The organism is Sinorhizobium sp. CB7, from assembly GCF_041357635.1.
Classification (GTDB): Bacteria; Pseudomonadota; Alphaproteobacteria; order Rhizobiales; family Rhizobiaceae; genus Rhizobium.
This window is the reverse complement of record NZ_JAULLL010000019.1, coordinates 1-14,623: the sequence shown is the minus strand read 5'-3', so window position 1 is coordinate 14,623 and position 14,623 is coordinate 1. Positions and strand designations below refer to the sequence as shown.

At 56.1% G+C, this 14,623-nt stretch carries 14 protein-coding genes; 9 read left to right on the top strand and 5 right to left on the bottom strand.

Features of this window, described 5'->3' with window-relative positions; translation table 11 throughout:
* Positions 1-91 precede the first annotated feature (91 nt).
* The gene (locus tag AAE029_RS28325; RefSeq protein WP_371076250.1) at positions 92-1,462 is read right to left on the bottom strand and encodes a glutamate-1-semialdehyde 2,1-aminomutase; all 1,371 of its coding nucleotides are present in this window, start codon (positions 1,460-1,462) and stop codon (positions 92-94) included.
* A gap of 342 nt (positions 1,463-1,804) precedes the next feature.
* Complete coding sequence (locus AAE029_RS28320; RefSeq protein WP_371076249.1) at positions 1,805-2,560, bottom strand: LuxR C-terminal-related transcriptional regulator; 756 nt, start codon at positions 2,558-2,560, stop codon at positions 1,805-1,807.
* Positions 2,561-2,990: 430 nt separating this feature from the next.
* Here AAE029_RS28320 and AAE029_RS28315 point away from each other — a divergent pair, with 430 nt between their 5' ends.
* Positions 2,991-3,623, top strand: a complete 633-nt coding sequence (locus AAE029_RS28315; RefSeq protein WP_371076248.1) for a LuxR C-terminal-related transcriptional regulator — start codon at positions 2,991-2,993, stop codon at positions 3,621-3,623.
* A gap of 515 nt (positions 3,624-4,138) precedes the next feature.
* On the opposite strand, the gene AAE029_RS28310 is transcribed toward AAE029_RS28315, so the two are convergent.
* On the bottom strand, positions 4,139-4,447 hold the full coding sequence (locus AAE029_RS28310) for a hypothetical protein (protein WP_371076247.1): 309 nt from the start codon (positions 4,445-4,447) through the stop codon (positions 4,139-4,141).
* 212 nt (positions 4,448-4,659) lie between these two features.
* Positions 4,660-4,926 (bottom strand): hypothetical protein, encoded by a 267-nt coding sequence (locus tag AAE029_RS28305; RefSeq protein WP_371076246.1) that lies wholly within the window; start codon positions 4,924-4,926, stop codon positions 4,660-4,662.
* A gap of 363 nt (positions 4,927-5,289) precedes the next feature.
* Between AAE029_RS28305 and AAE029_RS28300 the strand changes: the two genes are divergently transcribed.
* The 4 genes from AAE029_RS28300 (at position 5,290) to AAE029_RS28285 (ending at position 9,692) form a co-directional block, all read left to right on the top strand.
* The gene (locus AAE029_RS28300; RefSeq protein ID WP_371076245.1) at positions 5,290-6,351 is read left to right on the top strand and encodes a septal ring lytic transglycosylase RlpA family protein; all 1,062 of its coding nucleotides are present in this window, start codon (positions 5,290-5,292) and stop codon (positions 6,349-6,351) included.
* Positions 6,352-6,420: 69 nt separating this feature from the next.
* Complete coding sequence (locus AAE029_RS28295) at positions 6,421-7,614, top strand: D-alanyl-D-alanine carboxypeptidase family protein (protein WP_371076244.1); 1,194 nt, start codon at positions 6,421-6,423, stop codon at positions 7,612-7,614.
* Positions 7,615-7,968: 354 nt separating this feature from the next.
* Positions 7,969-8,661, top strand: coding sequence for a dTMP kinase (gene tmk / locus AAE029_RS28290; RefSeq protein WP_371076243.1), 693 nt, complete (start codon positions 7,969-7,971; stop codon positions 8,659-8,661).
* Positions 8,658-9,692 carry a DNA polymerase III subunit delta' gene (locus AAE029_RS28285; RefSeq protein WP_371076242.1) on the top strand — a complete coding sequence of 345 codons (1,035 nt, stop codon included), beginning with the start codon at positions 8,658-8,660 and terminating at the stop codon, positions 9,690-9,692. The genes tmk and AAE029_RS28285 overlap by 4 nt, the downstream gene beginning before the upstream one ends.
* Before the next feature lie 11 nt (positions 9,693-9,703).
* Here AAE029_RS28285 and AAE029_RS28280 read toward each other — a convergent pair whose 3' ends face one another.
* Entirely contained in the window at positions 9,704-10,498 is a 795-nt protein-coding gene (locus AAE029_RS28280) for a sulfite exporter TauE/SafE family protein (RefSeq protein WP_371076361.1), read from the bottom strand.
* Between the two features lie 236 nt (positions 10,499-10,734).
* On the opposite strand from AAE029_RS28280, the gene metG reads away from it, so the two are divergent.
* The 4 genes from metG to AAE029_RS28260 are packed head-to-tail and all read left to right on the top strand — an operon-like array spanning position 10,735 to position 14,402.
* Positions 10,735-12,285, top strand: a complete 1,551-nt coding sequence (metG, locus tag AAE029_RS28275) for a methionine--tRNA ligase (protein ID WP_371076241.1) — start codon at positions 10,735-10,737, stop codon at positions 12,283-12,285.
* A 7-nt stretch (positions 12,286-12,292) separates the two neighbouring features.
* Entirely contained in the window at positions 12,293-13,072 is a 780-nt protein-coding gene (locus AAE029_RS28270) for a TatD family hydrolase (protein WP_371076240.1), read from the top strand.
* A gap of 5 nt (positions 13,073-13,077) precedes the next feature.
* Positions 13,078-13,905, top strand: coding sequence for an MBL fold metallo-hydrolase (locus AAE029_RS28265; protein WP_371076239.1), 828 nt, complete (start codon positions 13,078-13,080; stop codon positions 13,903-13,905).
* Positions 13,906-13,913: 8 nt separating this feature from the next.
* Positions 13,914-14,402: a YbaK/EbsC family protein gene (locus tag AAE029_RS28260; RefSeq protein WP_371076238.1), complete on the top strand. Its 489-nt coding sequence runs from the start codon at positions 13,914-13,916 to the stop codon at positions 14,400-14,402.
* The last annotated feature ends 221 nt before the right edge of the window (positions 14,403-14,623 follow it).

The window sequence follows — 14,623 nt, the reverse complement described above, 5'->3', positions numbered from 1 at the left end:
ATGGTTCCTGAGATCGGAACCGGTAAACTATGCAGCAATTCAAAGGGTTACAGCCCGATGCGTCTTGCGAGACGCATGGGGCTGTCATGAATCAGCCATTGCTCGCCATGGCGGCAGCCGCTGCGCGGGCAGGGGGCTGATTGAAGGCGCGGAAGACAACCGCGGACGGTCGGCCGACCAGGAAATGCTCGATGCCGTTCTCCAGTGCCCGCCTGTAGACGGAGAGAGCACCATCGATGGCATCTACCGTCCGATTGATATCCTCGTCCTCATGGGTGTAGCTGACCACCAACGAAGGTGCGAGGAGACCGCGGCGCAATGTCTCCTGCAGAAATAGGCTGCGGAAGGCCTGCGAGGGACGATGGTCCGTGTCGAGAGCCGCATAGGTGAGGCAAGTCGGATGGCCGGTGACCTCAAAGAAATCCTGTAGTCCGTGGCGATCAATCACTTGATTGATCGATATCTTCAGCGCCTGCCCCTGGCGATAGAGGTGTTCAATGACCGGTTCGTTTTGGTAGACGCGCATTGTGGCTATTGCTGCCGCCATCGCATGAGTTTCGGCACCATGCGTCGTCGAAAGCAGAAAAACACGCGGATGCTGCGTTTGTTCTATGCCGCCTCTTTCCATGAATTGGCGCTTGCCCGCCAGAGCGGAAATCGCAAAGCCGTTGCCAAGCGCCTTGCCGAAGCAGGAGAGATCGGGCTCGATGCCGTAGAGCTGATGGGCGCCACCCTTATGCCAGCGAAAGCCCGTGATCATCTCGTCCAGAATCAAAAGCGCACCATTCTGATGGCAAAGAGCCTGCAGCTTGTGAAGGAACCGATCCGCCGGCTTCTCCCCGCGCGAGGGCTCCAGAATGAACGCCGCAATCTTGCCCGGATGGAGATCGAACAACATGCGTGCACTGTCGAGATCATTGTAACGGAAGCCCAGTGTCAGCTTTCTGACGGTTTCCGGGATGCCGGCATTCATGTCGGTTGTAGCGATGAACCAATCGTCTGTTGAAAAGAATGGGTGGTCGCTGCAACGCGCGATGAGATCACGCCCCGTTACCGCTCTTGCGAGCCTGACTGCCCCTGACGTCGCGTCGGAACCGTCCTTGCAGAACTTGACCATGTCCGCCGACGGGACGAGATCGAGAAAGGTCGTCGCGCAATCCACTTCTATTCGCGAGGGTCGCGTAAAATTGCATCCATATTCCAGCTCGCGCCTGACGGCCGCCAGAACATCAGGGTAGCAATGACCAAGGCCCACCGCGCGATTGCCCATTCCATATTCAATGTACTCGTTTCCATCGACATCCCAGACATGGGATCCGGAACCGCGATCGATGAATCCTGGCGACAGGATGGGATATTGATCGTCCCCCTTCGCATAGGTATGCGCCCCACCGGGGATGACTTCCTTGGCGCGTTTGCGCAAGCGATCGGAATTCTCGAAATTCTGGATGAAGCCACACATGTTCTTGCTCCGGTCCGCTCCTGCTTCGTCGCAAATATGACAACCTCAGCAGGGCGCCTCACGCCATTCGTTCGGACGCCGGCTTCGTCATATAGGCGTAGTCATGGTTTTGATCGGAAGGACGGCGTTGCCGGGGCACGCCATCCCGCACGCGCTGCTGCATAAGGACCCATGTTTCTGGCGGCAGCGCGAGAGGCGAGGCGGGCTGATCAATGTGAAGAAGCATTTGAGATCGCCCGGATCTGTCCCTCGTGGAAAGAGCGAATAAATACGGGCGAACTTTTGCGCAGGTTGCATGGTTTGCATGGCGGACAGCGCAATTCGCTGTTCGAACGCGTCAAGTCAGTTGAATAATCCGTTGATTTTGAAAATGACTTCCGTTCGGTTCCGTGCCTTCAGTTTTTTCATAATGTTGCGGATATGAACTTTGACTGTGCTCTCGCAAAGATTGAGCTCATAAGCGATAATCTTGTTTGGTTTGCCCTGACTGAGAGCGTCGATGACGTCTTCCTCGCGTGAGGTAAACATTTCCGCGCGTCTGCGTCCCTTTTGATCGGCGACCGTCAGTAACTCATGGAGATCGTTGATATTCTCCGCTGAAATGAATATTCCGCCGGCGAGGGCAAGAGAGATTGCCTGTACACAGACACTGAGACCGATCGCAGAAGGAATGTAACCTTTTACTCCGATCTCGAGCGCCATCAATATCTGCCTGAGATCATGGTTGTCGGATAGGATGACGACCGCGATGTTCGGAAACTCGGCTACCAGCCGCTTCACCTCTTCCGCCAACGCCTTCTCATGAAAGTCACGATGTCCGGTGTTTATCAGAATGCCGGAAAAGTTTCTGTTGCCGGACTTTTTCCACAAATCGATCGTACTGAACATTTTCACGTTCATATTGAGACCGTGCGCAATCAGACTCTGAGCAAGGCATTCCCTGTCGAGAGCGCGATCATCAATGATGGCGAGCGTATTTGCCTCTCCAATCTCGTCCACGGATGGAATTCCAGACGAATTCGCGATGGCATGAATTTGTGCAGGCCGCGACAATTGGCCTGGCCAGTTGTTCTGGCCATGGATTGTTAAGGTCATCATGAACCCCTCTTAACTCAAAACCTTGCCGGCCCAAATCCGCGCCCCCCGGCAGGTTCTACACTTGAGGCATATGGGTTAATTGCTAATATACGTCTGGCTAATTTAGAAATAATAGTATCGGAAAATACTCATACGCAGCGCGAATAAACTAAGGCAAACGCAAAATCGTCAATACATCGTTCAGCGGCCATACTACATCAGATAGATACCGATCGATATACAGATAACGATTTTGGTCTAAGCCGATTGGATAATTGCGCCTGCTTCTTTCATTCATTTGAGTCTGATGATTGATCTAAATCGATTTTCTGCTTATGCTAATATTCAAAGGGCTGATATGTTAAAATCCATAACGCAAGTCGAGAAGATTTCGACAATATTTCCTTCTTCTTCATTGTACTTCCGGGAGCTAGAAACGTGGGACGATAGTATGATCGAAACGAATCGCGAGCGAAAGGGAAATACATTCCACACCAGGATTCAAAATACATCAACGGCGAAACAGTTGCCGTATCACTCTGATACTTTGGTCATCGTGATTGGAGCTTCTGAAGACGGCCTGGAAGCGTGCAGGGTGTTTTTCAATTCTCTTTCCGATGAGACCGGCATCGCGGTGATTGTCGTACAATCCGGCAATTCATTGGGTACGGCTGTAACAACGCAAATGCTGGCTTCGTTTACCCGACTTATTGTCATTGAAGCGGAGGATGGCATGACCATCAAGGCCGGCAATCTCTACCTTGTTCCGTTTGGTATGCTTTTTTCGGTTAAAGGCGGCGTTTTGCATCTTTCCTCATCAAAAGGAGAGGCTGAACCACAACGTCCACTGAATGTCGTTCCACATGATCAGCGGGCGGGCGCGTTGGATCAGCTCTCGCGCCTTACGACGCGGCAACGCCAGATTTTGGACAGGGTGATTGCAGGGCAATCCAGTAAAGTCATCGCTGCGGAGTTAGGGATCAGCCAGCGCACCGTAGAAAACCACCGCGCCTCAATTATGAAGCGAACAGGATCACGATCGCTTCCAGCATTACTGCGGCTCGTTTTGGCGGCGAGCGAATAACCGCAGGCATAAACCCCCTCTGCTGCCGTATCTCTCCCCTTTCCTCGTCGGTTTTCCTCAATGCTCTCCTGTCCTTCGCATCCGTATTCGACTGTCCGGCTGTTGGCGTCTTCACAGAACAATGCCGGTCGGAACCGTAAGATTGAAGAGGATAGTTTCAGCCAAATTGCTGAGGGTCTACGCCGTTGACCCTGTGCGCCGCCGCAGATCTAATGTAGAGGCGGCGAAAGCTGGAGGCCGCCGCATTTTCAAGACTGCAAGTTACCCGGCGGCCTCACCAAGTCATTGGAATTTCCAGGCGGTCTTTCTGATTTGGCTGGCGATGATACGCTGCTGATGCCTTGTCACTTCGCAGTGCATAATCCTGAAGAGCGATGCTGATTTTCAGGATTATGCGCTGGCTCAGCATTTATGAGTAAATGATATCTGCGACATTGGCCGCGTGCTTGCTATGGGCAACACCCGCATGGTGGCCCTGTGATTAGCCACTCTATGACTGGGTAGCACTCCACTAGTCAGTTGACGGCTCGATAGCCCTGGCTCGCGACGCAAGAGACATATTTCCGATATGCCGCCGCCTTCGCCTGCTCTTCCTCGTTAATCGGATCGGCTTCCGCATATCCGGTCATTTGCAGACGTAACTCATATTGGCTTTTCGCCTCGTTATACATCGCCTTGGCGTCGCCCGCGCAAAAGGTATGAGCGACCCACGGCGGGTTCGGCGGATGACCAATTGGGAGCAGTGTGGGAGTATTTGCCTGGTCGACACACCCAGAGCAAATTGCAGCGAGGACGGACACCGCGAGAGGTTTGTTCACTGGCATGTCAGAGCCCGATGTTTCAACGTCAACGCGGTGGTCATGCGTCTCCCTTCGAAATGACGTCAGCCGATCAACCGTAAGAATCGCTGCTCTCGCAACTATACTGGGTAATCTCTTCGTCATTGTCGAGCGTCGATCATCGCGTGGGATAACGCGCGAGAGCCAGAGTTTTTGAACTGAAGGGGCCGCACACGGTTGATTGCGCGGGCCTGATCTCAAGGCCCGCAATCTTCGGAAAGTTCCAGATATCCGACACCGATGATCGTACCGTCATTTGCGCGGATAAAGGCGGGTGCATAGGTCGGATGGCACTCCATGGGAGGTTCGGTAAGTGCAGGATCCTTATATTCCGCATAAGAAACATCGGGTTGCGGTATGGCATTATAGTCGAAGTTATTCTCGAGGGCGGCAAGTGCCTGTGTGTTTAAATCGAGGCTGGTGAGGCAAAATGCCAGACCTGCCGCCAGTGTAAACTTTCGCATGATCGACCCTCCAGCGGATGAACCACCACATCAACTTGCGAAGCGTCGATTCGTTCCCAGTATATTTGCTGTTTTCCATCATTTCGCGCGGAGGAAGAGCCTGCAGGCGGGGCACGCGGACGAGGCATTCGCGGCCTCTTCACGGAGTCTTCAGGCTGTTAATATTTCGTTTCGGACCATCGTTTGCCGTAACGCTTTATAAACCATACTCAGCAGAATTGGTCCTATCCTGGCGAAATTATTCGCAAATTCGACACGATGTTCGCATGATTAATCCTTCGTTAGCCGATTGGGGATTAGGCGAATGCAGCCTTTGGGCTGAAGCATTCCTTAACCATAGCGGTCGTAAGCGGCGTGGGACAAATGAAGTTTGAAATTGGTGCGGCGACGGTCGCGACCGGAATGCGGTGGTTTGCGCTGTCATTGATGTGCGCAACGGTTGCCGCATGCGGCACGACCCAGGTTGCGAAAAAGCGTTCTCATCCCAAGGAATATTTTTCGGAGAAGGAATACGGCGTCAAAGCCAGCCCCCGCGTTGCCACAGGCAATAACATTCCCAAGGGTGGCGGCCGCTACATGGTGGGCAATCCCTATCAGGTGAGGGGAAAGTGGTACTACCCGAAGGAAGATTTTTCCTATGATAAGGTGGGAGTCGCATCCTGGTACGGCTCTGCTTTTCACGGCAGACTGACGGCAAATGGCGAAGTTTACGACCAAATGCATCTTTCCGCCGCGCACCCGACGTTCCCTCTGCCGAGCTACGCGCGCGTAACCAATACGGAAAATGGCTCGTCTGTTATCGTGCGCGTCAACGACCGCGGGCCTTATCATGAAGGCCGCATTATCGACCTTTCCAATAAGACCGCCGATATGCTCGATCTGCAGCACAGCGGCACCGGCCAGGTGCGTGTCCAATATGTCGGGCGCGCCCGCATGGACGGGCATGATATGCCTTATCTCATGGCTTCCTACGTACCGAAAGGCAGCCGTCTGCCGCGCATCAATCCGGAAGGCCAGATCGCAACCGGCGTGATGGTGGCTTCGAACCAGACCATGGGCGATCAGTTGCGCAGCATCGGCTACACGCCGCCTCAGCCGGCGAGAATCCCCGTTCCGATATCCGCGACGTCCTACGCCGGCTCGACACCCAGCGCCGCCCCGCGCTTGGCACCCGCCGCGAACAATGCAACGCAGGCCTTCGATCAGCTCGTCGTCCTGCCGGAGATCGGCCCGATACCCTATGAACGGCCCGATTATATCCGAAGCGGCTCCCTTGCCTCGGCCTACCAGAACGAAGCTCCTGTCAAGACTGTTGTCGTTCCGATCGCTTTCGATGCGGTCATGGCGCGTAACGATGGGTTGACGCAAGCCTCGATCCTCGCCTCGTTCAAGCATCAGCAGGCGGCGAAAGTGCAGGGCCGATAACGCAATCATTGCGTCGGCCGGCCGTTCTATCTACTCTGCCAAGGCATCGTTTGATTGACGGGATTCGCAATGCGGAAGTGCATGCTTTTTCTTCTTGTCCTTCTGGCATTTCCGATCCCTTCCGCTGTTGCTGCCGATGGCACGATACCTGCCTTCGAGACGAAAGCGCAGCAGGCCTTCATGATCGAGGCTTCGACCGGAACGGTGTTGCTCGCCAAGAACGAGGACCAGGTCTTTTCTCCGGCATCACTTGCCAAGCTGATGACGATGGAGGTCGTCTTTGACGCCCTGCAGAAGGGGGAGGTTGCGCTCGACACGGAATATCCGGTCTCTGAACATGCCTGGCGCACCGGTGGAGCGCCGTCGCGCACCTCAACGATGTTTGCCGCGCTGAAATCGCGTATCCGGGTGCAGGATCTGATTCAGGGCGTTGTCGTGCAGGCTGCCAATGACGGCTGCATCATCCTTGCAGAGGGCATGGAGGGCAGCGAAGCCCAGTTTGCCGCAAGAATGACGAGGCGCGCGCGAGAGATCGGCATGCCGAATGCCGTGTTTGCCAATGCCACTGGTCTGCCGGACCCGGGCAGCAAGGTATCCGCACATGAACTGGTGACATTGGCGCGTCAGTTGCAGCAGACTTATCCCGATCTCTACAAATACTACGCGCAGCCGGATTTCGAATGGAACAAGATCTTTCAGCGCAACCGCAATCCGTTGCTCGATCTGGGTATCGGTGCCGATGGTCTTGCGCTCGGTTTTGCAGAAGGTGAGGGCTATTCTATCGTTGCCTCCGTCGAACGCGACGGCAAGCGCCTGTTTCTGGCGCTGGCTGGGCTTGCTTCCGACAAGGAGCGGACGGAGGAAGCCAAACGGGTGCTGGAGTGGGGATTGACGGCCTTCGAAAGCCGACAGATTTTTGCCGAAGGCGAGGTGATTGGCGCTGCGAGTGTCTACGGCGGCGCCGTGTCTTCGGTCGATCTGGTCGCCAAGTCGGCTGTCAGCGTCTACATTCCGATTAGCAATCCTGAACGGCTTGCTGCCCGCATCGTATATCGCTGGCCGTTGACGGCTCCCGTCGAAGCCGGTTACCAGGCGGGAACCTTGCGCATTTTTTCCGGAAACCGCCTGCTGAGGGACGTGCCGCTCTATACGGGCAAAGCTGTGGAGCAGGGACCGCTTCATAGGCGCGCCATGGACGCTCTCTTGGAACTTGGAGAATCGCTCTTCTTTTCGTGGCTATGGAATAAACCCGAGCCGACCTAAAACAATTCGACGAAAGGCGCGAAGCGGTTTTGCGTTCGCAATTGCCCAAAAGCAAAAGATGGGAGCGGTTCCACGCTTCCACGAAGGAGTTATGCGGTAGGAAGATTATCATCGAAAAGACTGATTTATCCGCAAATTCAAAGAGAAATAGACGTTTGCGGAACGGTGGCGGTTTCGTCCCGTTCCATCTTGCGATAAACAGGCCAGAGCGGGATGAGAAAAAGTGCGTGCGGTTTCCGCCCGCATCCCGCTCTGACTATTAGAATCGATCACGTTTATGATTTTGGGTCGGTTCGGCCCAAAATCATCGTGATCCAGGGGCGTGGACACGTAGACAGATGCAGGATTTGTTCTTTGTCGATCGGTACAGGATTGTTCGTCAGCTTTGAAGGCGGGGAGGGAGCCGGAAAATCCACCCAGATCCGTCGATTGGCCGACGCGCTTCGTCGGCGCGGTCACGATGTGCTTGTAACGCGTGAGCCAGGAGGTTCGGCCGGTGCCGAGGCCGTTCGCCATGTGCTTCTGTCCGGCGCAGCGGAACTGTTCGGTACCCGCATGGAGGCGATCCTTTTTGCGGCGGCCCGTAACGACCATGTAGAAGAGCTGATCCGCCCCGCACTGTTGAGCGGTACGATCGTTCTTTGCGACCGCTACATGGATTCGTCACGTGTCTACCAGGGCATAACCGGCAATCTTGAACCGGATTTCATCGAGGCGTTGCAAAGCGTTGCAGTCGACGGCGTGATCCCGGATTGCACAGTTATCCTCGATATTCCAGCAAGCATTGGATTGGAACGCGCACGTTCTCGAAGCGCGTCTGCGGCCTCCGTTGTCGAACCGGATCGCTTCGAGAAGGAAACGCTGGAAACGCACGAAAAGAGGCGTGAAGCCTACCTCGATATCGCGGCCGCCGAACCGGATCGCTGTCATGTGGTCGATGCGCTGCAGGAAGAAGAGGCGATTGCGCAGGACGTGCTCGCCATTGTCGATGCCGTATTGACACAGCGCGATCCGAGGTCGGCGAGCACAACGGAATCGGCGCGATGACGAATGAACAGCCGGGCGTTCTCGACGGCGCCATACCGCCTGCGGAAAATACGCATCTTTACGGCCATGAGACGGCTGAACGGTTCCTTGCGCAATCCTATCGCTCGGGGAAGGGACACCATGCTGTTCTTATCGAAGGGCCGGAAGGCATCGGTAAGGCGACCCTTGCTTTCCGCTTCGCCAATCACGTGCTCTCCCATCCCGATCCGGCAACGGCCCCGGAGGTCCTGAGCGATCCGGACCCGGCTTCGCCGATCAGTCGGCAGATTGCATCGGGGGCGTCGCATAATTTGCTTCATCTCAGTCGCCCGTTTGATGAGAAGACCGGGAAGGTGAAATCTGCGATCACGGTCGACGAGGTACGAAGGGCAGGGCGCTTCTTTGCCCAGACGTCCGGCACAGGCAACTGGCGCATTGTGATCATCGATCCCGCCGACGATATGAACCGCAACGCCGCCAACGCCATTCTCAAGATTCTGGAAGAGCCGCCGAAGCGTGCAATGTTTCTCGTTCTGTCGCACGCGCCGGGACGGCTTCTGCCGACGATCCGCTCGCGCTGCCTGCCGCTGAAATTGTCGCCGCTGGGTGATGACGCACTGGAACGCGCCTTGGGCCATCTCGGGATGCAAATTGGCGAAGCGCAGAAGGACATCCTGCTTGCTGGCGCCAAAGGCAGCGTTGCCGAGGCCCTGAAGCTTCTGAACTACGGAGGCGGTGAAATTATCGCCGCCTACAACCAGGTCATGGCGGCGGAAGGGCCAGCGGCCCGCAAGGCGATGCACAGACTAGCCGATGCTTTGTCCGGCAGGGACAGCGACACGATCTTCGAGTTCTTCATCAGCCATGTCGGCGATGACATCATGAGCCGGGCGAAGAGCCTCGCCGCAGCAGGACAAATCGGACCCGCCGAGCGCCTCGCTCGCCTTTATTCCGACGTCTCGGAACAATTGACGGTGTCACAGGCTTACAATCTCGATCGAAAGCAGACCATTTTGACAATCCTGGGAGACATGAGGCAACTGGGCACGTGATTACATGTCGATCAGCCTGCAATCAGCTTCCAGCCCACGATGAAAAGCGTGAGGGCGAGAACGATCCGGATTGTGCGTTCATGCAGCCTCGGTGCCGCAAGGCTTCCGATCACGATCCCCGGAATGGAACCGACAAGTAGTGCGAACAGCATCGTCCAGTCGATTTCACCAATGGCCCAGTAACCCATGCCTCCGATCAGCGTCAGCGGCACCGCGTGCACGATATCGGATCCGACAATCTCGCGAACATCGAGCCGCGGATAGAGCGCAAGTAGCACGGTTACACCGAGCGCACCGGCGCCGACGGAGGTCATGGTCACAAGCACGCCGAGCGCCAATCCAAGGAGGAGCGTGAGCAGGGCGATCGTGACCGGCTTTGCAGGGGCTTGTTCACCAATCGCTTTTTTCGCGAAAGCCAGCAACTGCGCCCGGAATATCAGCATGATAGCCGTTAGAAACAGCAGCCAGCCGAGCGACTGCGTGATCATGTGCGTCACGGCACTGCTCTTGCGATCGACACCGGCCATTGTCCAGAGCATGATGAGCGCTGCCGGCACGCTGCCGGCGGCCAGTGATCGAACGATTCGCCAGTTGACCCGCCCATGCATGCCATGGACCGCCGTGCCGACGCTTTTGGTAATGGCGGCGTAGAGCAGATCCGTGCCGACTGCGGTTGCCGGATGGACGCCGAACAGGAGGACGAGGAGCGGCGTCATCAGCGAACCTCCGCCGACGCCCGTGATGCCGACGAGCATCCCGACGAAAAATCCGGAAAGCGAATAGAGCGGCTGGAAATGGGCTGTCAGCGTCAAAGGTCAGGTTCCCCGCGCAAACCTGATTTTGATTTCATCGATGGATTGCGACATTGCCCGGATGATTGCCTCGCTCGTTAGAGCCCTATGGGGTAAGGCGGGCGGAAATGCGAGTCAAGCTCACTCGCCGGGGTCTTGCAAATGCTTTGCGCTGCGAAACTTAATGTTTCGCTCTGCAGCAAGTTGCGCTAAGAGCGGTTGACAAACTTGTAAGAAGTAAGATGCCACCCATGAAAGATAACTCTCCGTTCTATATCACCACCGCGATCTCCTATCCGAACGGCAAGCCGCATATTGGCCATGCCTATGAGCTGATTGCGACGGATGCTATGGCCCGCTTCCAGCGGCTCGATGGGCGCGAGGTGTTTTTCCTGACGGGAACGGACGAACATGGCCAGAAAATGCAGCAGACGGCACGCGCCGAAGGCCTGTTGCCGCAACAGCTAGCCGAGCGGAATTCGGCGGAATTTCAGGCGATGGGTAAGTTGCTCAATGCGTCCAATGACGACTTCATCCGCACGACGGAGCCACGTCATCACGAGGCTTCGCGCGACATCTGGAACCTGATGGCCGATAACGGGGATATCTATAAGGATTCCTATGCCGGCTGGTATTCCGTTCGCGATGAAGCCTATTATCAGGAGAACGAAACCGAGCTGCGCGCCGACGGCGTACGCTACGGCCCGCAGGGTACGCCTGTCGAATGGGTGCAGGAAGAAAGCTATTTTTTCAAGCTTTCCGCCTATCAAGACAGGCTCCTGAAGCATTATGAAGAGAATCCCGATTTCATCGGTCCGGCCGAGCGTCGCAACGAGGTGATTTCGTTCGTCAAGTCGGGCCTCAAGGATCTGTCGATCTCGCGCACGACCTTCGATTGGGGCATCAAGGTGCCCAACGATCCGGCGCATGTCATGTACGTCTGGGTCGACGCGCTGACGAACTATATCACCGCGACCGGCTATCTTCAGGACAGGAACGGTCCGCGCGCCAAGTTCTGGCCTGCGGACGTGCATATCATCGGCAAGGATATCATCCGCTTCCACGCGGTCTATTGGCCGGCCTTCCTGATGTCGGCGAAGCTGCCGCTGCCGAAGCGTGTTTATGCGCATGGCTTCCTGCTCAACAAGGGCGAGAAGATGTCGAAGTCGCTCGGCAACGTCGTCGATCCGGTCAATCTGGTCAATCATTTCGGTCTCGACCAGGTGCGCTACTTCTTCCTGCGCGAAGTCTCCTTCGGGCAGGACGGCAGCTACAGCGAGGAAGCGATCGGCACGCGCATCAATTCCGATCTCGCCAACGGCATCGGCAATCTCGCCAGCCGTTCGCTTTCGATGATCGTCAAGAATTGCGATGGAAAAATTCCGGAGTGTGGCCCGCTGACGGAAGAAGACAAGGCGATGCTGCAGCAAGTCGATGCGCTGCTGGCCTCGACCCGTGAAGATATGAACAAGCAGCTGATCCATCGGGCGCTCGCCTCGATCATTGCCGTCGTCTCCGAAACCGACCGCTATTTTGCGGGCCAAGAGCCCTGGGCACTGAAGAAAACCGATCCGGCGCGCATGGGAACCGTGCTCTATGTAACGGCGGAAGTCGTTCGCCAGATCGCCATCCTGCTGCAGCCATTCATGCCGGAATCGGCGGCAAAGCTGCTCGATCTTGTCGCGGTGCCGGCGGATAAGCGCGATTTTGCCGCGCTCGGGCAGTCTGGTCGTCTTGTGGCGGGGACGCCGCTCGAAGCGCCGACGCCGGTTTTTCCGCGTTACGTCGCGCCTGAGGCTTGAGGCTGCGATGCTGATCGATACGCACTGCCATCTGGATTTCGCCGATTTCGAGGCGCAGCGCGATGAAATCGTCGCGCGCGCCCACGAGGCCGGTGTGAAGCAGATGGTGACGATCTCCACGCGGGTGCGCAAGCTCGACGGTCTCTTGGCAATCACCGAACGATATCCGTCCGTCTTCTGCTCGGTCGGCACGCATCCGAACAATGCCGACGAGGAGCTCGACATCCAGGTCGAGGACCTGGTGCGGCTTTCGAAAAAGGAAAAGGTCGTGGCAATCGGCGAGGCGGGCCTCGATTATTTCTATGACACCGTGAAACCCGAGGACCAGAAGACCGGGTTCCTGCGCCATATCGCTGCGGCCCGCGAAACGCAGCTGCCGCTTGTGATCCATAGCCGCAGCGCCGACGTGGATATGGCGGCGATCCTGACAAGCGAAACGGGGAAGGGAGCCTTCCCTTTCATCCTGCACTGCTTTTCGTCCGGAGCGGATCTGGCGCGCACCGGCATTGAACTTGGCGGCTACGTCTCCTTTTCCGGTATTTTGACTTTTCCGAAATCGGAGGAATTGCGGGATATCGCCAGGACGATCCCGCATGATCGGCTGCTTGTGGAAACCGATGCACCTTATCTTGCGCCCAAGCGTTGGCGTGGAAAGCGTAACGAACCATCCTATGTCGTTAATACCGCCGAAGTTCTCGCCGAAACGATCGGCATGAGCCTCGAGGAAATTGGCAGGATCACGACGGAAAATGCCTATCGCATTTTTTCCCGAATGCCGAGGATCTGACGAACGTGACCTATCGGCGACGCTTCACCATACTGGGCTGCTCGTCGTCGCCGGGCGTACCTCGGATCACCGGTGACTGGGGGGCTTGCGATCCAGGGAATCCGAAGAACCGACGTACGCGATCTGCCTTCCTCATCGAGCAGACAGCGCCTGATGGGGGTGTAACCACCGTCGTTGTCGACACCGGTCCCGATTTCCGTGAACAGATGATAAGGGCAAGCGTCGCTTCAGTAGACGCCGTCTTTTACACGCATCCTCACGCCGACCATATCCATGGCATCGATGATCTGCGCGGGTTCTTTCACAATTCGCACCGGCGCATCCCGATCTATGCGGACCAGGTGACAATGGATCGCCTTCGCGAAGCCTTTCGCTACTGCATGGAGACGCCGCCAGGCAGCAATTATCCGCCAGTTGTAGAGCCGATCATCATAGAAAGTCTGAATGCCGACATCGTCATCAACGGAGCAGGCGGCCCGATCCGACTTCAGCCGCATCGTCAGCATCATGGCGATATCCATTCGCTCGGATTCAGGATCGGCGATGTTGCCTATTGCTGCGATGTGAGTGATTTTCCGCCCGACAGCATCAGCAAACTCGGGAACCTGGATGTCCTGATCATCGATGCGCTGCAGTATCAGTATCATCCGAGCCACTTGTCTCTGGAACAGGCTCTCGGCTGGATCGAATACTTTCGGCCGAAGCGCGCGATCCTGACGCATATGCACTCACCGCTCGATTACAACACTGTGATGGCCGAGACGCCGGCACATGTCGAGCCGGCATACGACCAAATGAGCTTCGAGGTTGACGTAACGGAAGGCCAGCTATGAGCCCAACGATGAGCGAAGATACGAAAAAGCTCTCAAGCCTCGGACGAGTCGAAAAAGCCGCCTCGGATCTGGACCTCGGTATCGTCATCAAACGCATGGAACAGTCCACGCGCACAGCTGAGGAAGCCGCGCAGGCCGCTGGCTGTGCCGTCGCACAAATCGTGAAATCGCTCGTTTTTGTCGACGCTGCCACGAACAGGCTGACCTTGGTTCTGGTCTCCGGCGCGCACAATGCAGATACGAAATATATTTCAGATGCTTATGGCTTGAACTTAAAGCGCGCTGATATCGACCGTGTTCGCGATGAGACCGGCTTTGCCATCGGCGGCGTCGCGCCGATCGGTCATCGCATTAATCTGCCCGTCTATGTCGACGAAAGCCTGCTGGTCTACGACCAAGTCTGGTGTGCTGCGGGCCGACCGGACAGCATATTTTCGTGCGATCCAAAGCTGCTTTCGAAAAAGATCGCAGCGAGAGAAATCCGCGTGAGAGCGTGAAGGGCTTATACTGATCGCCGAAGATTTGGCTTTGGGAATTCAGGTTTCCAGCCGTTTGCCGTCACAATGGCTATTTGCTTTAGTTCCATAATCTATGTTATGCGATCTTTGTATGTAGCAGCATTTTAGAGATGCGACATATAAGCCAGTTAGAGATGCGACAGTCGTCGCCTCTTGGGATGCTGGTCGAATGTCAGCGTTGGGAAGCAAGATTAGCGACG